Origin of the sequence: Paenibacillus chitinolyticus NBRC 15660 (genome assembly GCF_000739915.1) — a bacterium.
In the GTDB taxonomy this organism is placed as follows: domain Bacteria; phylum Bacillota; class Bacilli; order Paenibacillales; family NBRC-103111; genus Paenibacillus_F; species Paenibacillus_F chitinolyticus.
Window position 1 is genome coordinate 292209 of the sequence record NZ_BBJT01000004.1, and the last position, 21564, is coordinate 313772.

Below are 21564 nucleotides of genomic sequence, written 5' to 3' on the forward strand. Positions count from 1 at the left end.
CTACTTACTATACAACCAAAATATGACATGGGATTTAGGAACATGCTAAGAGAATGTTAGGAAAATAAAAACTCCCGAAACATTTGGGAAATGTCCGGGAGTTTTGCCTGCTTGAATGAGGAGGAAGTAGAGGTATTAGCAGCCGAAGTACAGGGAATACTCGTGCGGGTGGATACGGATCGCAACATCTTTCGCTTCGCCGCGTTTGATGTCGACATAGTTGTTGATGAAATCTTGCGTGAACACGTCGCCTTCGAGCAGGAATTCGTGATCGGCTTCCAGAGCGTCGAGAGCTTCGTCCAGGGTACCCGGCACGCTGCGGATTTCGGATTTGTCTTCGTCGGACAGTTCGTAGATATTTTTATCCAGCGGACCGTAGCCGAGCGCACGCGGATCGATTTTCTTCTTGATGCCGTCCAGACCGGCCATCAGCATGGCCGCGAAAGCCAGGTAAGGGTTAGCCGTGGAATCCGGCGTACGGAATTCGATGCGGCAGCCTTTCGGCGTTACGGCCGCAACCGGAATACGGACCGCTGCGGAACGGTTTCCTTTGGAGAACACCAGGTTGACCGGTGCTTCGTAACCCGGAACGAGACGTTTGAACGAGTTCGTGGACGGGTTCGTCAGAGCGAGCAGAGCCGGTGCATGGTACAGGATACCGCCGATGTAGTGCAGAGCCATTTCGCTCAGGTTGGCGTAGCCGTTTTTGTCGTAGAACAGAGGCGTGTCGCCGTCAAAAATGCTTTGGTGAACGTGCATACCCGATCCGTTGTCGCCAAAGAGCGGCTTCGGCATGAAGGTTGCGACTTTTCCGTACTGTCTTGCCGCGTTGTGAATGATATATTTGTATTTCATGAGATTGTCGGCCGTTTTGGTCAGCGTATCGAAACGGAAGTTGATTTCCGCTTGACCGGCTGTCGCCACTTCGTGGTGATGACGCTCGATGCGAAGGCCCGCTTCTTGAAGCAGACGGCACATTTCGCTGCGGATATCCTGCTGGGTATCGACCGGCTGAACCGGCACATAGCCGCCTTTAACGCCGATTTTGAAGCCCAGGTTGCCGCCTTCTTCTTTGCGTCCGGTGTTCCATGCGCCTTCTTCGGAATCAACGGAGTAGTAAGAGGTATTCATGCCGCTTTCGTAACGGACATCGTCGAAAATGAAAAACTCGGACTCGGGGGCAAAGTTCGCCGTCGTGCCTACGCCGGCTGTTTGCAGGAATTCTTCCGCCTTCTGTGCGATGCTGCGCGGATCGCGCTCGTAACGCTCGCCGTCCGGCGTGTGGATGTTACACATGACGATCAGTGTCGGGTGAGCGGTGAAAGGGTCGACATAAACCGACTCCGTATCAGGCATCATGACCATATCCGACTCTTCAATGCCGCGGAAACCATGAATGGAGGAACCGTCAAAAGCAACTCCGTTCTCGAAAGTTTCTTCCTCGACTTCGCAAGCCGGGAGAGAAATGTGGTGCGCCTTACCTAAAAGATCCACAAAACGAAAATCGATCCACTCAATGTTTTTTTCCTTGATGATGTTCAAAACGTCCTGTACTGACATGTGTAAACCCTCCTATTTCCGTACATTAACACCGTTTCCCCTGTGTAATGTTCCAGTTTTCATTCGATCTTTTTTCATATTATATAGCGGCCGGAGAAATGTCGTCAATACTCATGTCAGGTATTTTTTTAACGAATGTCAGGTAATGTTACATGAAAAACAAAAAAACCGGATTTCTCCGGTTTTTAAGCTGTTCTGGGGGGATTTTCGGGGATTCTCGGACAACCTGTCGAATCAGACAAGTGCCGGGGTTTTGGCGGTATCGAATCTTTTGCCGCAAAGCGGAGCCAGCTTTTCCAGATCTTGAAGAAGCTTGGCGAATTGGTCCGGGAACAGGGACTGGACGCCGTCTCCGGTCATCGAATTGTCCGGGTCCGTATGCATTTCGATGATCAGGCCGTTCGCCCCGGCGGCCACGGACGCCTTCGTCATCGGCTCGACCAGCTCGCGGCGCCCCGTTCCGTGACTCGGATCGGAGATGACCGGCAGATGACTCAGGCTCTGCAGCACCGGAATCGCCGAAAGATCGAGCGTGTTGCGGGTGTATGTCTCGAATGTTCGGATTCCGCGTTCGCAGAGCATCACATTCGGATTGCCTCCCGCAAGGATGTACTCCGCCGCATTAAGGAATTCGTCGTACGTCGAGCTGAAGCCGCGCTTGAGCAGCACCGGCGTCTGGATCGAGCCCAGCTTGCGCAGCAGATCGAAGTTCTGCATGTTGCGGGTGCCCACCTGCAGAATATCCGCGTATTCCGCGCAAACATCCACGTATTCCGGCGTCATGACCTCCGTAATCGTAAGCAGGCCATGCTTGCGTCCGGCTTCCGCCATCATGACGAGCCCTTCCACGCCAACGCCCTGGAAGCTGTAAGGGCCCGTGCGCGGCTTAAAAGCGCCGCCCCGGAGCACTTGACCGCCCGCCGCCTTGACCAGGCGGGCGATTTCGTCGATCTGCTCGGGAGTCTCGACGGCGCACGGGCCGCCCATGACCACGAGCTGATCGCCGCCGATCTCCACATCCTTGATACGGATCACCGTATCCGCCGGATGGAAGTCGCGGCTTGCCAGCTTGTAGGACTTCGAGATTTTGACCACCTGCTCGACTCCCTTTAGCTGGCGCAGCTGCTCGGCCAATACCGGATCGGCCTGTCCGATGATGCCGATAACCGTACGGTCTTCTCCGTGCGATACGTGCGCTTTTACTTCATGCTTCTCGATGATGTGTACGATTTCCTGAATACGGGCTTCTTCAACCTTATTTGAAAGAATGACGATCATTCCGTTCACGCTCCTGAATGTAGAATAATGGGTTACCTTTACGCTTCAACGCTTGTTTGCTTTTAAGCTTTTTAGCTTCTATGCTTTTATCCGTTAAAGTAACTCGCTAAAATAATAATAACAGGCTTGACGATTATCCGTCAAGCCTGCATCTGTCTGTTTATTCTATTAAGCCGCGAGGCTTGTGCGTCCATCCACGTCAATCCGCGTCACCCGGAAGCCCGGAAGCCATAGCGTGCTGATGTTCCTTGCGCAGTCTGCGCCTGTCCTTGCGCCGGTTGGCATGGAGCCTCAGCAGAAGCATGATCGGGAAGTACATGATCAGGCCGAGAATGCCCCCGACGATCATTCCGCCGACGATCAGCTCCAGGCTTCCTTTCAGGACATTCGCAAGAAAAGCGGGAACGTGGTGAATCAGGTACTCCTTGAAGCCCGGAGGAACGACAAGCGAACCCACCGGTTTGTTTAACAGGATCGCCATCGGCACGTAAATGATTTTACCGAACACGAACCCGATCAGCGCACCCGCAAAATTGCCCCGCAGCAGCCATACGAGGGGAAAAATAAGAAAAAAAGCCAGCCCGACCGTCGGAAGAGTGAACATCTCAACGGCCAGTCCGATGGAAAATCCGGTGGCGACCATGGAAGGACCGCCCTTGGCGCGAAGCAGCAGAAGATATTTGTATTTAAACCAGCGGCCCATCTGTTTAAGATCAAACTTTTTACGGAGTGCCCCTTCACTAATCTGCATGGTGCCTCATCCTATCCTGTAAATTAGGCCGGTTATTCAGCGGCAGCCTTTGTTTTGGCCATCGGGATCAATTTCTTCATATTCACGGTCCGTGTAATGTCCCATGTAGCCGGATGTGCCGGATCGAACTGCTCCAGATAAGCGATCGCTTCCTTCGTAATCGGCGTCGGTGTGGAAGCGCCGGAAGTGACGCCGACCGTACGGACGCCCATCAGCCAACTCTTGTCGATTTCGGAAACGTCCGAAACCCGGTACGCTTTGACGCCGGAGATTTCTTCAGATACCTGGGCCAGCCGGTTCGAATTGTTGCTTTTGGGGTCGCCGACCACGATGACCAGATCCGTCTCCTTCGCCTGCTCCGCAACCGCTTCTTGACGGACCTGCGTCGCCAGACAAATCTCGTTATGAATTTCAGCCGTCGGGAAACTCTCCAGCAGTTTCTTCATAATATGCTTGATGTCCCACTGGCTCATCGTCGTCTGATTGGTGATCAGAATTTTGGAAGAAGCGATATTCAGCTCCTCCGCGTCCGCCAGCGTCTCGATCAGATGGACGTGCTCGGGAGCGATGCCGACGGCGCCTTCCGGCTCGGGATGGCCTTTCTTGCCGATATAAATAATCTCGTATCCTTCCGCCGTTTTCTCGCGGATCAGATCGTGTGTTTTCGTTACATCCGGACAAGTTGCGTCAACAACCGTCAAGCCTTTCTCGCGTGCCTTGCGGCGGACTTCCGGCGAAACGCCGTGTGCCGTAAAAATAACGGTACCGCTCGTCACCTGCTCCAAAATTTCGAGCCGGTTAGGACCGTCCAGCGTGACAACCCCCTCGTCTTCGAAGAAACGGGTTACGTGCGAGTTATGAACAATCATACCGAGTATATAAATCGGCCGCGGCAGATCCAGATTCTTGGCGGTTTGCATTGCAAGCGCCATTGCATCCACCACGCCGTAACAATAGCCCCTTGGGGAAATTTTGACGACTTTCAACGATAGCACCACCTTTTTTGTCGTTCGTACTTTCATTATAGCCGATCAGGACACGGGAAGAAAGACAACGGGCAGCCAAATGATAAAGGTTGAGCCCTCTCCCTGGCGGGTTTTTACTTCAATGGAGCCCTTATGCTCGTCGATAATCCATTTCGCGATCGATAAGCCGAGTCCGGTGCCCGCCGTCCTTCCCCTGGAAACGTCCGCCCGGTAAAACCTGTCGAAAATGTGCGGAACCTCTTCCTTGTCCATCCCGATCCCCGTGTCCGCAATACGCAGGCCGACCTGGTCACCGGAGCGGAGCGCATCCAGCCGGACGCTTCCTTCCTCGGTGTATTTGAAGGCATTTTCGATAAAAATGAACAAAAGCTGCTGGACGTAGTCTTTGTTGCCGACCACGACCACATCCGTCAGCGGCTCCAGGTCTCCCACTTCCCATTGCACTTGACGCGGCAGAAACTGGGCGCGCCGGGCTACTTCTTCGACCAGCGGCCTCAGCTCAAGAGGCTGCCGCTGCATCTCGAAGCCGGCATCCGCCCGCGCCAGCGACAGCATGTCGTTGACGAGCCGGCTCATCCGGTGGGCTTCTCCGGCGATATCCTGCATCGCCTCGATGGACATCTCCATCTGCTCTTTGTCCTGGCCGCCGGCCTGCCCGCTTGTCAGCGTACGGCTCCACATCTTCTCGAGCAGCTCCACGTTGCCGCGAATCGTCGTCAGCGGCGTCCTCAGCTCGTGGGAAGCATCCGAGACGAACCGGCGCTGGGCGCGGTAAGCTTCCTCCAGCTCGCTGTATACGAGCTGGAGCCGGCCGAGCATGCCGTTGATCGTGACGGTGAGCCGCCCGATCTCGTCTTCGGGCCCGTCGTACAAGATCCGCTTGTCGAGGTCCGTGCCCTTCTCGATCTGCTGCGTAGCCACGATGACCTGTTCAATCGGCCGCAGAGCCTTCCTCGCGAGGAACCAGCCGAGCGTTCCGGCGATCAGCACCGTCAGCATGGCGAGAATCGCCAGCGTATACTGGAGCAGGTTGAAGAAGTTCTCGTAGTAGTTGATGGTCGCTCCGACTTGAAGCACGCCCCGGGTCAGCTTATTCCCGGTTACCGGATCGGTGATGTCAAACCCCCGGCTGACCAGAATAATCGGATACGATTTGTCCATCACCTTCAAGTTCAGCCGCTCGACCACAAGCGAATCTTTGCCCCTCAGCTTCTGCGCCGCATTGTTTGTAATGGGCAGCGTCAGTTCCAGATTTTTAAGAACGGAAGACCGGTCGTGAATAACGGGGCCTTCCGTATCGTTCAAACTGGCAAGCTGCAGGAGCGTGTTTTCCGAAAACATATCCACGTTGTCGAGCTCCAGCTTGATCGGAACCCTCCCCCGGATCGAGGGAGCGGCAAGCGGCTTAATCCGCTCGTACGTCTCCGTCCAAGTGCGGCCCAGTTGTTTTTCCAGATCGTTATAGATGTAAAAGGAAAGAAATAAATAGAGGCCGAAGCCGAACAGCAGCAGCGTGACCGACAAAATGCCGGAATACCACAGCGTCAGCCGGAGGCGGATAGACATCTAGTTCTCTCCTCTCAGCACATAACCGGCCCCGCGCACGGTTTGAATAATGCGCTTATGGCCGTACTCCTCCGTTTTTTGCCGGAGCAGGGCAATGTACACTTCCAGCACATTCGATTCCCCGCTGTAATCGTACCCCCATATTTTTTCCATGATGATGTCCCGGGAGAGAACCCGCTTCGGATTCTGCATAAACAGGTGCAGCAGATCGAATTCCTTCGTCGTAAGCTCGATAAGCTGGCTCTCGCGGAACACCTCGCGCGTATCCATATCCAGCGTGATGTTGTCGTAGTGCAGCCGGTTCGTCGGCTGCTCGGCGCGTTCGTTCCGTCTGCGCAGCAGCACCCGCACGCGGGCCAGCAGCTCTTCCAGCGCGAATGGCTTGATGAGATAGTCGTCCGCTCCGAGATCAAGCCCCTTCACCCGGTCGGTGACTTCGTCTTTGGCTGTCAGCATGAGAATCGGCACGCTGCTTCCGCCCTCGCGGATTCGCCGGCAGACCTCCCACCCGTCCACGACGGGCATCATCACGTCCAGAATGACCAGGTGGGGCTCCTGCTCAAGCATTTTTTTCAAGCCGTCGTTGCCGTTGTTGGCCGTTACGATCGTATAGCCCTCGAAAGCAAGGCTGCGCCGCAGCATGGACGTAATTTTCTCGTCGTCATCTATAACCAATATCGTTTCACGCATGAATGATTTCACCCTTCTGTAGATGGATTCGGGCTGCAGGCAGCCTCGCAGAATGCTTTTACCCTCTATTGTATCAAATTCGGCGTTGGAGCAAAATCTCGGACATCCTCCGCCCTTGAAGCACGGCTAGCTGCCGAAAAAAAAGCAGAGAACGGCATCGCTGCCGTTCTCTGCTCCGCATGGCGCGGCAGTCCGACCGTTATTTCTTCTCGGTCGTATCCGCTGCGTTTTTGTCTCCGACGGTGACGTTGATTTCGACACGTTTGCCGTCACGCATCACGCCGATCTTGGCTTTGTCCCCCACTTTCAGAGCCTGGATCTTGGTCGTCACATCCTGTGAATTCGTCACTTTCTGATCGTTCACGTCGACGATGACGTCATAGGGACGCATACCTGCCTGGAAGGCCGGGCTCTTGCGCGTAACCTCGGCTACAATCGCGCCTTCGGTGTTAGGCAGCTTAAGCTCGTTGACCCATTCCTTATCCACGTTCTGAAGGCTCACGCCGATATAAGGAGCTTTCTCCTTCGGAATCGTCACGTTGTTCTTCAGGTTATCCAGAACGGTCGAGAAGGTGCTTTCCGAAATAGCGAACCCGATCCCCTGTGCCTGCGAGCTTACGGCCGTATTGATCCCGATGACTTCGCCGTTCATGTTGAGCAGCGGGCCGCCGGAGTTGCCGGGGTTAATGGACGCGTCCGTCTGCAGCAGGTGCTTGTAGTTGCGCGTTCCCTGCTCATCCTGAATCGTGATCGGACGCTCCTTGGCGCTGAGCACGCCGACCGTTACCGTATGGTCGAATCCGTACGGGTTGCCGATCGCGACAACCCAGTCTCCTACGTTCAGGCTGTCCGCTTTGCCGATCGGTAGAATCGGGAAGTCCTTGTCGCCTTCGATTTTCATCGCGGCCAGGTCAAGGTCGTAACTGTTGCCCAGAAGCTTGGCGACGAACGGCTTGTCGTAGCCCTGAACGGTTACGCGGATTTCATCGGCTCCGTCGATTACGTGCTCATTCGTCAGAATGTAGCCGCTTTTCTCGAAAATGAAGCCGGTTCCGCTGCCTGCCAGCTGAAGGGTGCCGTCGCTTTTGCCCGAACCGCTGTCCTGCTTTCCGGAGTCACCCTGGTCACCGAAGAAGAAGCGGTAGAAAGGATCGTTCATCTGGCTCTTCTGGGAGCTGCTTTTCGTCTTGACGTAAGATTCGATCTTAACGGTTGCGGGACTTGCCTGGGCGAAAATCTGGGCGATGTTGTCCGGACGGGCCGAGTCCAGCGAAACTTTGCTTGCGCTGCCCGCCGCTACCGTCTGAGAAGAATTAGGCTGCGCGCCCGGCAGGGTCATCGGCTGTTTGCCGGTGAACAGGTTCGTCTTGTCGGCCGCAAACATAAGCGTGCTCACGACGACCGCACCGGCCAGGAAAGCGGCGAATCCGCTGCGGAGGGACGAGCGCTTCTTGGCGGGGCCGCTGCCGTTCCAGCCTCCGCCCTGCTTAGGGGCGCCGTCTCCGCTGAAGGAGAAGGGTCTTACCGGCTTCGGAGGCGTCACTTCCACAGGCGCCGAACCTTCGTGGTTCGAGTAGGCGGTCGTGTCCGATTCCGTACTAGGCGTTTCCTCGTTCATACCCGTCTTGTGGGGACCGTAAGAGTAGTAGTAGGAAGGTTTCTCCTGCGCCGCCGCTTCTTCGCGACGGGAGTCGTATCCGGGTTCGTAGCCGGCCTCCCGTCTTTCCAGTTCACGCTCGCGGTCGCGGTCGCGGTTCAAATCCGAATCGTTGCTGCGGTCAGGGCCGAATTCTTTTTTATGATCATCCATGGCAAATTCCTCCATTTATAAAAGTTAGGAAAAAGAGTATAAAAAACGAAGGACGGTTGACATGAAGGCTTTTTTTGTAATTCGTGTTGTTCACCGTCTCTGTACTTTTATAATGGACTTCCTTCCTTAAGCAAACCTTAAAATTCAATAAAATGGAGGTAAAAAAGCCGGCTCACCGGCCGGCATCGTGTCGATCTGGGTCCTTTTTACTAAAAACATGCGGCGGGGACGCCTAGTGCAGCCATTTTTGCTCGACATCCCTCATAAGTTTCTCCGCTTTTCCGATCCACTCGCTTTCAATCTCGGCGTCCGGATCGAGCGGGGTCTGAAACTGGTTCACCAGCGCGGAAACCGTCATCATATGAGCTTCGGGATCGTTGCCTTCATTGTAAACGTGCTTCAGCACGTAAGGCGCCCCGATTTTCACCATCGCGTCGGTTTCGTCCGTATCGCCGTCCAGAGTCCCTTCCGTCACTTCAAAAGGGATGCGCAGCCACACTTTGTGCGCCTCATCCAGATAGCGGTCGAACGAACCGTGATCGTACTCCCAGTTCCCGCCTAATGTAAACTCGAACGTGTGCAAATAGTCCCGGACATTGTCGAACGCTTCTACCGTTTCCTGGAGTGAGGAATTCAAAGCTTTCACAAGGCAACCTCCTCTTCATCGCGCCGTTGAAAACGAACCCGCGCAGCAATAGGTTGCGTATTTCTGCCTTCTTTTATGAGCGGCTGGAAAAAGCGGAGCGGCGCAGAGGCCCGCGTCAGGCCCCGGTGCCGGCCCAGCCCTTGCGGTGAGCATAAATAGCCAGCTGGGTGCGGTCGTCCAGCTCGCACTTCATGAGCAGGTTGCTCACGTGTGTCTTCACAGTCTTGATGCTGATATGCAGCGCTTCGGCGATTTCCTTGTTCGATTTGCCGTCGGAAATGAGGGAAAGCACCTCGCGCTCGCGCGCCGTAAGCACCTCGTCTTCCGTCTGCGACGACCGCTGCCTAAGCCCTCGGGTAAGCGCCAGTGAGACCTCGGGGTTAAGTACCGGCATGCCGGCGGCGGCACCCTTGACCGCATGGGCGAGCTGCTCCGAGGAGATGGTTTTGAGCACATAAGAGATCGCGCCCGCTTCAACCGCTTGAACGACTTTGTCTTCTTCCAGGAAACTGGTCAGCATGATAACTTTAATAGAAGGAAAACGCTGCGTAATTTCCCGGGTCGCCTCAATTCCATTCATAACGGGCATGGTCAGATCCATGAGAATCACATCGGGAATGCGTTCAGCGTCCAGCGCTCCGAGCTTGCGCAGCGCTTCTTCCCCGTTCGACGCTTCCTCCACGACGCTAAGCTCCTCATCGAGCATAATATATGTGCGTAGACCGACCCTCACCATATCGTGGTCGTCCACAACCATCACTTTTATTTGTTCTTTCACAGAGAAGCTTCCCCTTTCGGTTCTTTCACAAATTTCGGTATCCGTACACGGACTGTCGTCCCGCTGCCCGATCCGCTGAGGACCTCGGCATCTCCGCCCAGCTTCTGCGCGCGTTCGCGCATCGTGGACAAGCCGTGGGAGGCGGACGATATCGCGCTCCGCTCGAAGCCTTTGCCGTTGTCCGCCAGTTGGAGCACATACTGGCGCCCGGAGTCGTGCAGCTGCAGCTCGATTTCCGTAGCGGAAGCATGCTTGACGACGTTGGCCATCCCCTCCTGGATGATCAGGAACAGCTGATGCTCGATCGCCTCGGAAATCGGCTGCTCGGTCTCTACATCCAGGCGGCCCTGAAGCTCATGGGCCCGGCAGTATTCCGGGAACCATTTCTCCAGCGCCTGCTCCAGCGTGCTCCCGTCCAGCTCGATCGGCCGCAGCTGGGAAATGAGCCCCCGCATCTGCTTCTGGGCATGGTGCGACATCTGGATCAGCTGCTCCATCAGCTGACCGGCGACGTCGGGATTGTGCCCGATCACTTTCGGCAGAGAGGAGGCCGACATGTGAATCGCGAAGAGCTCCTGGCTGACGGTATCGTGCAGATCCCGGGCCAGCCTCCGGCGCTCTTCGACCACCGCTGTCTCGACGGAGCCGCGCTCCATTACGGAGCGTTCCTCGCCCATTTCCTGCAGCAGCCGCGTCCGCTCTTCGAGCGCCCCCGCCATCTCGTTGAACGATTTGTAGACGGGATGGAAAGAATCGATGGGATCGATCTGTATCCGATCCTTCAAGTTGCCTTTCGCCAGTTGAAGCATGGCGATGTGCAGCACATCCACCTTGCGCTGGAAGGTGCGGGAGGCCACAAAACCGACCGCCTGCCCCAACAGCACGGCAAAAACGGCCAGGCCGAACTTCCACCCGCCGCCTGCCGTGTCCCAAGGCATATAGAATTGCGCAAAGCCCAGGATGCCGAGGGTCAGAAGGCTGGAGGCCAGGAAATACAGCATGAGCTGCCATTTCATGCTCCACAGCTTTATCATGCGTCCGGCCTCCTAACCCATCTTCTTCACGACGATATCTCCGATGAACATCGATACGTGAAGATTAATTTTTTTGGCGCCTTCCTGGTAATAAGGCGTCCGGTAATTCATCGAGCGCATGATTCCGTCCTCGCGCCGCTCCAGCACGTTCATATCGCCGACAAAAGAAGACGCGGTTACGCTGATCTCCACATCGAGATCGCTCGGGATGAATACTTTCACATCACCGATAAATGCAGAGATGTTGATCCGCGTCTCTCCCATCGGGATGCTCGCTTTTGTCAGATCCAGCGAGGTGTCGCCGATAAAGTGGGAGATGTTAAGCGGCGTCAGCTCCCAGTAATCCTGTCCCATATACACATCGCCGATAAAACCGGATTTGTTCTGCGGAGGGGCGTAGGAATTCACATAGTGGTAATCCGGTCCGGGTTTATAAGAACCTCCCGCCGGTGGCGGTGGAGGTGGAGGCGGTGCATAACCGGATTCCCTGCTTGCCTCACCGGCTTCCGGATATACGCCGTCGTTCTTCCAGTCGGCTTTCCTGCCGCGTCTAGCCTCGCGTCTGGAGATTTTCTCCTGCCATTTCCGCGCCTTCTCCTCCCACTTGTCCTCCATTTTACGTTCCCAGTCGCTTCCCCAATGCCCATTCCCATCACCATGTCCGTGCCCGTCCCGGCTTCCGCCGTATTCCGAATCGTGACGGCGGGAGCTTTTCCGGCCGAAAATCATTTTGATTCCGAAAATGATCAGGACGACAGGGATGAGAAACTGAAACATTTCTCCAAGAGAGTAAGGAGCCCACCCGAGATTACGGAGCTGGAAAATGCCTCCGATCAGGATCAGGACCCAGGCTCCGTCCTGCCTCCCCCTGTTAAAGAGCACGCTCATCAGTCCCGCGTAGATCAGAAACAGCGGCCAAAAGGTTGAAATGAGCGCTCCGATGCTCAAGGTGACAAAGCCGAGCTGTTTCAGGAAAAACAGCAGGCCGATCGCAATCAGGAGAAAGCCTCCCGCCAATCTTCCCCATATAGAACCGTTCATGATTTATTCCCCCGTTGAATTTCGTTTTCCTGAATTAAGTGTACCTCTGTCCTTCTTTTCTGAAAAGAGACAAAGGGTTGATTCCTTACTCGGTCCCGAGACCGAGAAAAAGCGCCTGCGGAAATCGCAGACGCTTCTTGTGCGGTACTTACTTCTTGTGCGGTGTATGTGAATGTTTAGGCTTCCGGTGTATCGACAGGATTGTTTTTGAAAATTTCCTGTACGAGTTGGTTCCAGATCATCTGGGTCACTTTGCCTGTACCTTCTTTGACGACAAAGACATTGACAGTTTTCTTGCCCCATTCTTTGTAGATCTGGTCTTTCGTTTCATAATAAAGGTCAATTTTTTTGCCTTTAATGGCCCCGCCCGTATCGGCTACGATTCCGTATCCGTAACCCGGTATATAAAGGACGGTTCCGATCGGGAACACCCTCGGGTCCGCCGCGATCGTCGACAGGGAATGCTCGTCCCGTTTGACCTTAATGCCGGATTTGGTGATGCCGTAATCCGGGTGCCCCGGATTTTTGCCGGTCGATTCGATTCCCGAGTAATAGCCGGTCGCTACCACTTCTACCGCCTTGTACTGGGATAGATCCTGACTGGAATCAGGCATCAGCTTATAGCTGACTTTGCGTGATTGGCCCGAAGCGGCTTGAGCGTCCGCGGTTCCCTTCTGAGATTGGACTGACTTCTCGGGTGCTTCGGATGTTTGGCGGGATGCTAATCCCGAAATCGCGGGAGCGATTTTTTTCTCGAGTGCCGCTGTATCTGTTAACCCTGTCAGACTTGTTTGATCTTGACCGCACAAGACAAGAGCGATGTTCAACATCATAACCATACTGAACCATTTGGTCGGATTGCTTGAATCAGGCAACATTTGTTCGATACCTCCCCCTACTATAAGAGTTTGTCCAATTTTAAAAGAGTTTAAACATTCTCCAATCTTTGCAAAGTCAGGTTTTCCCTGGAAGACGAATTTTATTCGCGCCTGAATTCCTAGTTTTTTACAGGGTTTAACTTGCGGGCGGCCGGGTAAATAGGGTGGGAAATACACTCCCATCACAACCTAAAAGGAAAGGCGGATGATCGAATGGACGTAAGGAATTGGGGCGAATGGAACTTTCTCATGATGAACGGAAATTCCATTTGGAGGCTCATTGGGGCCGTTCTTGTTCTGATCATTGGTTTATGGATAGCAGGCGCCGCTTCCAAAGCCGTCTATAAAGGACTTCTAAAAGCGAACGTGGATACACGCGGAAGAAAATTTTTCCCACCGGACAGCTCCGTCAGCCGGATTGTGTCCCAGGTAGTCAAGTATTTCATTATTCTCGTCACACTTCTCGTCGTGCTTGAGCTTCTGAATTTCACGAATGTGCTGAATCCGTTCGTCGGTTTCATCGCCATCATCACTTCTTACATACCTCACCTGCTGGCTGCGGCGCTGCTTGCGGCAGTCGCTCATATTCTCGGCTCTATGCTCAAAAGTGTCGTGTCCGGTTTCTTCGGTTCCCATACGATTAAAAGCAAAATGCCGAGTCTGGTGCATTACCGCGAAGTGGCCGGCAACATCGCCTATGCCATCGTGATCCTGCTCTTCGCACCGAGCATTCTGGCTTCGCTTCAGATTCCGGCCATCTCCGTGCCGATCAGCGCGGTCATCAATATGGTCATCGGCTATCTGCCACTTCTCGCGGGTGCGATTCTGCTTATCGTGCTGGGTCATTATGTGGCCAAGTTCGTGGCCAAACTGGCTTCCACCCTCACGTCCTCGCTGAATCTTCAGCGCTGGATCGGAGCCGGGATGAACGTATCCCAATTCGTTTACAGCATCGTGTATTTCCTGATTCTGTTCCCGATCGCGGTACAAGCGCTTAACCTGCTGCAAATCGAATCCATCCGGGTTCCGGCTCAAGGCATCCTGAATCTTGTCATGGCCTGGATTCCAAAGATTCTCATTGCGGCGTTCCTGCTCTACATCGGCTACATTCTGGCCAAAATCGTCCGCAATCTCATCATTACGCTGCTTTCGCCGATGGATATCGACAGCAAGCTGAACGGCCTGATGCCGATGTTCCGCCGCAAAGCCGCCGATGCCGGTGCCGAAATGGGCGTGCCCGGCAGCGTAAATCCGGCCGCATCCGTTTCCGCTCTGCCTATCACGAAATGGATCGCGACTCTGATCGCTGTCTTCGTATTCGGCTTCTTCCTCGTCGAATCGACGAACGTTCTGGATCTGGAATTTATCTCCGCAACATTCGCCGCTCTAATGGTGATGCTGCCTAAATTTATCTTGATCGTCATCATCGTTCTGATCGGCATTATCCTAGCCGGCTTCGCTGAGCGCATGATTCGTCCGGGCAACCCGCTCAAAGGGTTTGTCCAGCCGGTTATCATCGTTCTGGCCGTCGTCATCGGTCTGACGGAAATCGGACTGGGCTCGGTCATTATCACATCCGGTTACATGGTGGTCATGGTCGCTCTCGGCGCCGCCTTTATTATCTCCGTCGGTATCGGCAGCATTCCGGCCGTCAAACGCTTCTGGGATAAGAAACAGAACAGCAAGGACCACGATAACATCTCGATGTAAGGCGTACAGCAAAAAGCACCCTCCGGAATCGTTTCCGAAGGGTGCTTTTTTGCGGTTGCGGGACGGCGGCCCGGTGTCTCACGATGTGTGTGCGCTGGCTACAGTCCCGCAGGTGAGCGGCGGCACAGGCGCGCCCGTGCAAGAGAGCCGGCTTGGCGAACCACACCCGCGATCCTGTTACAACTTAAACTGGGTTGTTTTCTCTTGGAGCTCTTCTGCCATGCTAGACAGTACATTTGCAGAAGATGTAATCTCCTCCATAGAAGCTAACTGCTGCTCCGTTGAGGCCGCAATATTCTGCGTTCCGCCTACCACCTCATTGGTGACGTCCAAAATTCGATTCATCGATGTTAGAACCTCCGAAACACGAGATGTCATTTCTTCCAGTGCAGTAGAAACAACTTCGATATTCAGCGACACCTCATCAACCGCATTCCGAATTTCATTAAACGATGATCCCGCTTGGTTCACCAAATGGAGGCCCTCATTAACCTCTTTTGTACCTTGCTCCATAGACTGGACAGCGTTTTGAATTCCATCTTGGATACTCTCCACATAGGACGTAATCTGTTGGGCCGAGTTGGATGACTGTTCGGCTAACTTTCTCACTTCACCTGCAACCACAGCAAATCCACGTCCATGTTCTCCGGCTCGGGATGCTTCTATAGAAGCATTTAAGGCTAGCATATTCGTTTGATTAGCGATTGTATTAATCACTTCTACAATTCTTCCTATGTGAAGAGCATTATCTACTAAGTATTTCATAGACTCAGCGGATTGGTTCACTGTAGAACTGATAGAATTCATCTGTCTAACAACCATATCAATCGCTTGATTTCCTTCCGTTGCACGGTTTGTCGCGATAATCACCTTATCCATGACCACCCGTGAATTGGATTCGATCTGTCCTACTCTTGTCGATATATCGTTTATAGCACGATTAGTTTGATCAATATTTCCCGCCTGTATTTCCGTTCCGGTCGCCAGCTCTTGGACGATAGCAGTTGTTTGCATAGACGACTTTGTTGAATCTTCGGCGCTAACCGATAATTGTTCCGAGGAGCTCGCCACTTGTTCGACAGTGACTTGTACTTGCTCCAAGGTACTATGTAACGATTGGACCATCTCATTGAAACTCTCGGATAATTGTCCTAGTTCATCATTTGAGCGGACAACCACTTTTTGTGTAAGGTCACCTTTGCTGATCTTTCCGACACCACTAATTAATTCTTGGATAGGACGTAATAACTTTTTTAGACCAAAAATTTGTATCGTAACCCCAACTAGCAAAAACAGCATGGAAGCGGTTACTAAAGACCAAATCAATTTGTATTGTTGCTCTGAAATTACCGATGCATTCACGTCAATCCCAAATGCGGCGACGAGCTGCTGCTGTTCATCGAGGACCGGAACTAATACAGTGAGCCATGATCCGATCTCATCCTTGTAAATAGGGGGAATGACTGGCGATTTCGTTTGCTTCAATGTTTGGAATGCCTTAACCATCTCAGGCGGCTGATCAAATAATACTCCAGGTTTAAGTCCAACTTCTAATAAATGAGTAGGGTTAGATATGACCCTTGTTTTTGCACCCTCCACGACATCCGGCTCGAATATGAACCCTTGCGCTACATTAGCATTTCCTTTTGACAATTCATCCAGTAAGGACACAAGTTTTTTCTGAACGGTTGAATCTAAAGAGGGAGTTGCCTTCCCTTTTTTCAAGTCTTCTACTTCAAATCTGTTCTTCCATAATGTTGCAATTCCTTTCGCCTGTACCTCCAAGCTGCCGGTAAGCGCACGACTCATCACAACGTAACTAATCACTGACATGATCATACAAGCTAGAACGATTCCTGAAATAGAAAAAATCAAGTTTTTTGAAAAAAAAGTTAATCCTGTTTTCTTTTTGCCTTTCCCCATCGTCTCGGCTCCCTTTCCATGTTGGGTAATGGTCTACTAAACAAAGTGTAGTATTCTAGGATATTACATAAGAATCCTTTATTCGACAGTCCTATGCTTCCTTAGTTTGTTTTTTACCTTTTAATTACATATTTATCCTCCTTATATGGATTGGGAATACTCGCAATAAAGCCAACCTTCGGGATACAACGGGTCTCCTCTCGTGCCCTGTACTATCCAGTCATTGTGGCTACGCTCCCACCATTTTCAGTCCATTAAAACAAAAAACCACACCTGATTTAGTTATAGGTGTGGTCTGCCTCGGCAACGGTTTTAGAACCCTTTTTTAGTTCATTATCCCAATCAAACTGTCGTAAAGCAGCAAATGTTTGGAGCAAAAAACACGGATATAGGAATAACCATATCTGGCCGGTTCAGCCCGATCGGCTGCGGGCTTCGTACCGCGCGCGGCGCACGACGTGCAGCTCCCGCTAATCCCGTACCGTCAGCATTACGCCGATTCCCGAAGGATCCGTCACGAGCCATCCGTCTTCCCGGGATACAGCGTCCACGCTTCCTTCCCGGAGGCGCGCCAGAATCCGCTCCAGCTCGCCGTTATCGGGAAGCACGACGGTAAACCAGCGGATTCCGGCGGCATTGGCGGGTGCAGGCGGTGCGCCTGCGCCTGCCCACGTGTTCAGCCCGATGTGGTGGTGATAGCCTCCCGCCGCCACGAATAGAGCCGCCGGTCCGAAGCGGAGCGTGATCTCGAAGCCCAGAAGGCTGCAGTAGAACGCCTCCGCCGCCCGCAAATCGGTCACATGGAAATGAACGTGACCGATTTGCGTTCCCGCAGGCATTCCGCTCCACGGCTCCTCGCCGGCAAGCTCCAGCAGGCTTTCCCAGTCCACCGGATCGGTTGCCATCACGTAGTGGCCGTTCGCATCCTTCCGCCACGTCTCGCGGGGGCGGTCGGCATAAATTTCAATGCCGTTGCCGTCCGGATCGTCCAGATAGAGCGCTTCGCTCACGAGATGATCCCCTTGGCCGACTTCAATCCCGCTGCGGATCAAGCTGCGCAGCGCGAACCCCAGCTCTTTGCGGCCGGGCAGAAGAATCGCGAAGTGATACAGACCCGCATAACCGCGTTTCGGTGCTTTAGCGGCACCGGGCAGCTCTTCCAGAATAACTAGAGGCTTCTTGCCGTCCGCCGTCAGTTCGGCGAAAGCTCCGTCCCGTTTCAGCAGTTTAAGTCCGATCACGTCCTGGTAAAACGGAAGAGATCTGGAGAGGCTGCCGACTTTAATATGCACATAACCGATTTCAGTCCGGGGGTCGATAACAGGCGTCATTGTCATAAGAGTCACCCTTTCAATCAAGATTATTTATGCAGCGTATTGATCAAGACAAAATATATTTAATTACTTTTTGTAAGTAATTATAGTTTAATTACTCAGTAATGTCCAATGACAAAAAAACAGGGAGCGCCTCTATTGAGGTTCCCCCTGTTTTTGCGGTTTTATAGACGCTATTTGCAGAAAATCGACGCTTCGGCCGTATGGCTCCACAGCGCTATAGCAGCCGCCTGCTTATCTGGACTTGTTGGCGATATCCTCTTGAATGAGGCCGACCACATGCGCCAGGCTGTGAACGCCCAGGTCGCCTTCGCCGCGTTTGCGGACGGACAAAGTGCCGGAGTTCATTTCGTTCTCCCCTACAACGAGCATGTACGGCGTCTTCTCCAGCTGCGCTTCGCGGATCTTGTAGCCGAGCTTCTCGTTGCGGTTGTCCGCTTCCGCCCGGATTCCGGCCGCAAGCAGCTTCTCCGTCACGTCATTGGCATACGCCTCGTAAGACGGCGATACCGGAATGACTTTGGCCTGTACCGGCATCAGCCAGGTCGGCAGCGCTCCAGCGTAGTTTTCCAGAAGGAATGCCGTCATCCGTTCCATCGTGGAAATAATGCCGCGGTGGATAACGACCGGACGGTGCTTCTGGCCGTCTTCGCCGATGTATTCAAGCTCGAAACGCTCCGGCAGCAGGAAGTCCAGCTGAACGGTGGAGAGCGTTTCTTCTTTCTTCAGCGCCGTGCGGATCTGAACGTCCAGCTTCGGACCGTAGAAAGCCGCTTCCCCTTCCGCTTCGTAGAACGGCAGGTTCATCTCTTCCACAACCTCGCGGAGCATGCGCTGGGACATTTCCCACATCTCGTCGTTCGGGAAATATTTCTCCGTATCCTTCGGGTCCCGGTAGGACAGACGGAAACGGTAGTCCTTAATGCCGAAATCCTCGTACACATGACGGATCAGGTTGATAACGCGGGCGAACTCTTCCTTGATCTGATCGGGACGGCAGAAAATATGGGCGTCGTTCAGCGTCATCGCGCGTACGCGGTGCAGGCCGGTCAAGGCGCCGGACATCTCGTAGCGGTGCATCATGCCCAGCTCCGCAATACGGACCGGCAGCTCGCGGTAGCTGCGCATGTCGCTCTTATACACCATCATATGATGCGGGCAGTTCATCGGACGGAGAACGAGTTCCTCGTTGTCCATGACCATTTTCGGGAACATGTCCTCGTGGTAGTGATCCCAGTGTCCGCTTGTTTTGTACAGCTCCACGTTAGCGAGTACCGGCGTATAGACGTGCTGATAGCCCAGGCGCTCTTCCAGATCGACAATGTAGCGCTCCATAACGCGGCGTACTTTGGCTCCGGCAGGAAGCCAGATCGGCAGCCCTTGGCCGACTTCTTTGGAGAACGTGAACATTTTCAGCTCCCGGCCCAGCTTACGGTGGTCGCGTTTCTTCGCTTCTTCAAGCAGATGGAGATGCTCGTCCAATTCCGCTTTCTTAGGGAATGCCGTTCCGTAGATGCGCTGAAGCATCTTGTTCTTGGAATCCCCGCGCCAGTATGCGCCCGCAACGCTTAGCAGCTTGAAGGCCTTGATTTTGCCGGTGGAGGGCAGATGAGGTCCGCGGCAGAGGTCGAAAAACTCGCCCTGATCGTAAATGGTCAGCACGGAGTCTTCCGGCAGGTCGCGGATCAGCTCCAGCTTAAGCGGATCGCCGAGCTCCTCGAAAATCGCGATCGCTTCTTCACGGCTGACCACACGGCGGACGATCGGCAGGTTTTCCTGAACGATCTTGGCCATTTCTTTCTCGATCTTCGTCAGATCTTCCGGCGTCAATGGATTTTCGATATCGATATCGTAGTAGAACCCGTCTTCGATGACAGGACCGATGCCGAGCTTCACGGCACGTTCCCCGTACAGACGCTTGATCGCCTGGGCCATCAAGTGGGCGGTGCTGTGGCGCAGCACTTCGACTCCCTCTTCGGAATCCAGCGTTACGATTTTAAGCTCGGCATCCTCTTCGATCGGAGCGTTCAAATCGACCTGGCGGCCGTTCACTACGCCGATCACCGCATTTTTTTTGAGGCCCGTGGAAATGGATTCCGCTACCTGCTCAACCGTTGTACCCGGGGCGTATTCTTTCACGGAACCGTCCGGAAAAGTTAATTTAATCATGATTCGTCAGCTCCTTAGCTCTATAAATTTCAAAAAAAAGAGCGCAAAAAAGCACACACATCCCGAAAGGGACGAGTGCGCTCGACTCGTGGTTCCACCCTCATTCGATTCACCGCCTGGATTTATGCGGACGAATCCTCATTCAGCATCCGGTAACGGGAATGAATCGGCTAAGCTTACTTCCGGACCGGACGTCTTGCGTCCGCTCTTGTTCGGTTTCCGCTTTGCGGCTCTCGAAGGGGTGAACATACCGTACATCTGCAGGGGATTTCAGCCGGGGCCCCATTCTCTGGCAGCAGTGTGACAAGCGGTTCGTGTCTTCGGTCAAAGCCTTTGATTCCCTCATTATAAGCCTGCCGCGGAATCAGGTCAAGGGGGACGGGGACCCGCTGTCCGAGTTCCCCGCCAGCTTCGTCCGGCATATGCCGCAGTAGGAGCAGATGGTCGCGCGGGACTCGAAAATCTGCATAATCGTGCGGATAACGGGCAGATCCGGTTCCCGCGTGTGAATATAAATCGTCGCCGGCGATACCGAAATCAGCGTCGAGACGATCATATCTTCGAAGCTGATATCCTTCTCGATCATTTCCAGCGTAAAGGACGCTTCCATCTTACTGGTGTCGATCGGCTGCATATGTTCATCCAGAATTGTAAATTCGGCGCCTTCCTTATGTACCAAATGAGCTGCTGCCGTCTTCGTTTCCTGGATATAGACGAAATACTGGAGCAGAGAAATAAATTCCTGATACTGCTGGTCCATTACATATTCGTCGATGGCGTACTCGACGACCTCTTTCAGCTCGTCCATGTATTCCTGCAGCCGGAACGTAATGAAACCCGGCAAGTTTACGGACTGCCCTTCCTGCAGCAGAGCTTTCAAAGGCTCGCTGATTTTGCCCGCCCGGAGCTTCATGCCGTCGATCGGCCCCCAGTCCAGGTAATCGTCCAAGCCGTATTCGCCCGCGGCGCTTCTCCCGTCTTCCTCACCGTTCAGGAATTGGCGGCAGTAACGGCCGATTTTAGCCGCTTCTTCAAGATCTTTATAATGAAAGGTATTCACCAGCAGCTTCCGGATCAGCCTCTCTTCTTCACCCTCCACGATTTGCTCGGCGGCTGCGGCTGCGGCTGCTTCGATAACGGGCTCGGACTTCGGCTGATGCTTTTTGCCGCCTATTGTTCCCTCTATCCGCAGCATCGTGTACTGTTCCAACGTGTCACGGACGACCCGGAGCGGGTTACCTTCCTGATTCAGAAGCGCTAGGCGGCTTTCTATCCGGCTTTGCAGCGCAGAAATATCAAACACGGCGGAATTGTTGAATACAAACTGTACGATAGACATGGGCTCACTCCTTCCTGACGCTGAATTCCTTCTAAAAGTATATGGTCGGCCGGAGGCGGATATACAACCAA

At 53.6% G+C, this 21564-nt stretch carries 17 protein-coding genes; 1 reads left to right on the forward strand and 16 read right to left on the reverse strand.

The window, feature by feature from the left end; translation table 11 throughout:
- Positions 1–135: 135 nt before the first annotated feature.
- The 12 genes from glnA to PCH01S_RS11370 form a co-directional block, all read right to left on the reverse strand.
- Positions 136–1560 (reverse strand): type I glutamate--ammonia ligase, encoded by a 1425-nt coding sequence (gene glnA, locus PCH01S_RS11315; RefSeq protein WP_042229330.1) that lies wholly within the window; start codon positions 1558–1560, stop codon positions 136–138.
- A gap of 234 nt (positions 1561–1794) precedes the next feature.
- Positions 1795–2838, reverse strand: coding sequence for a 3-deoxy-7-phosphoheptulonate synthase (gene aroF / locus PCH01S_RS11320; protein WP_042229331.1), 1044 nt, complete (start codon positions 2836–2838; stop codon positions 1795–1797).
- 199 nt (positions 2839–3037) lie between these two features.
- Complete coding sequence (locus PCH01S_RS11325) at positions 3038–3589, reverse strand: DUF2062 domain-containing protein (protein WP_042229333.1); 552 nt, start codon at positions 3587–3589, stop codon at positions 3038–3040.
- 32 nt (positions 3590–3621) lie between these two features.
- Positions 3622–4575 (reverse strand): 4-hydroxy-3-methylbut-2-enyl diphosphate reductase, encoded by a 954-nt coding sequence (locus tag PCH01S_RS11330; RefSeq protein ID WP_042229335.1) that lies wholly within the window; start codon positions 4573–4575, stop codon positions 3622–3624.
- Between the two features lie 45 nt (positions 4576–4620).
- Positions 4621–6141, reverse strand: a complete 1521-nt coding sequence (locus PCH01S_RS11335; protein ID WP_042229336.1) for a sensor histidine kinase — start codon at positions 6139–6141, stop codon at positions 4621–4623.
- Positions 6142–6831, reverse strand: a complete 690-nt coding sequence (locus PCH01S_RS11340) for a response regulator transcription factor (RefSeq protein WP_042229337.1) — start codon at positions 6829–6831, stop codon at positions 6142–6144.
- Between the two features lie 199 nt (positions 6832–7030).
- Positions 7031–8641, reverse strand: a complete 1611-nt coding sequence (locus tag PCH01S_RS11345) for a S1C family serine protease (RefSeq protein ID WP_042229338.1) — start codon at positions 8639–8641, stop codon at positions 7031–7033.
- A gap of 232 nt (positions 8642–8873) precedes the next feature.
- On the reverse strand, positions 8874–9287 hold the full coding sequence (locus PCH01S_RS11350; protein WP_042229341.1) for a YugN family protein: 414 nt from the start codon (positions 9285–9287) through the stop codon (positions 8874–8876).
- 115 nt (positions 9288–9402) lie between these two features.
- Positions 9403–10065 (reverse strand): response regulator, encoded by a 663-nt coding sequence (locus PCH01S_RS11355; protein ID WP_042229342.1) that lies wholly within the window; start codon positions 10063–10065, stop codon positions 9403–9405.
- A complete protein-coding gene (locus PCH01S_RS11360; RefSeq protein ID WP_042229344.1) occupies positions 10062–11099 on the reverse strand; it encodes a HAMP domain-containing sensor histidine kinase in 1038 nt (345 codons plus the stop codon). The genes PCH01S_RS11355 and PCH01S_RS11360 overlap by 4 nt, the downstream gene beginning before the upstream one ends.
- Before the next feature lie 12 nt (positions 11100–11111).
- Positions 11112–12140, reverse strand: coding sequence for a cell wall-active antibiotics response protein LiaF (gene liaF / locus PCH01S_RS11365; protein WP_042229346.1), 1029 nt, complete (start codon positions 12138–12140; stop codon positions 11112–11114).
- A 176-nt stretch (positions 12141–12316) separates the two neighbouring features.
- Positions 12317–13018, reverse strand: a complete 702-nt coding sequence (locus PCH01S_RS11370; RefSeq protein WP_042229347.1) for a 3D domain-containing protein — start codon at positions 13016–13018, stop codon at positions 12317–12319.
- A 213-nt stretch (positions 13019–13231) separates the two neighbouring features.
- On the opposite strand from PCH01S_RS11370, the gene PCH01S_RS11375 reads away from it, so the two are divergent.
- The gene (locus PCH01S_RS11375; RefSeq protein WP_042229348.1) at positions 13232–14728 is read left to right on the forward strand and encodes a mechanosensitive ion channel; all 1497 of its coding nucleotides are present in this window, start codon (positions 13232–13234) and stop codon (positions 14726–14728) included.
- A gap of 177 nt (positions 14729–14905) precedes the next feature.
- On the opposite strand, the gene PCH01S_RS11380 is transcribed toward PCH01S_RS11375, so the two are convergent.
- The 4 genes from PCH01S_RS11380 to ytxC form a co-directional block, all read right to left on the reverse strand.
- Positions 14906–16651 (reverse strand): methyl-accepting chemotaxis protein, encoded by a 1746-nt coding sequence (locus PCH01S_RS11380; RefSeq protein WP_042229350.1) that lies wholly within the window; start codon positions 16649–16651, stop codon positions 14906–14908.
- A 470-nt stretch (positions 16652–17121) separates the two neighbouring features.
- Complete coding sequence (locus PCH01S_RS11385; protein ID WP_042229939.1) at positions 17122–17982, reverse strand: VOC family protein; 861 nt, start codon at positions 17980–17982, stop codon at positions 17122–17124.
- 237 nt (positions 17983–18219) lie between these two features.
- Positions 18220–20154: a threonine--tRNA ligase gene (thrS, locus tag PCH01S_RS11390; RefSeq protein ID WP_042229352.1), complete on the reverse strand. Its 1935-nt coding sequence runs from the start codon at positions 20152–20154 to the stop codon at positions 18220–18222.
- 364 nt (positions 20155–20518) lie between these two features.
- Positions 20519–21493, reverse strand: a complete 975-nt coding sequence (ytxC, locus tag PCH01S_RS11395; protein ID WP_042229354.1) for a putative sporulation protein YtxC — start codon at positions 21491–21493, stop codon at positions 20519–20521.
- Positions 21494–21564: the final 71 nt, after the last annotated feature.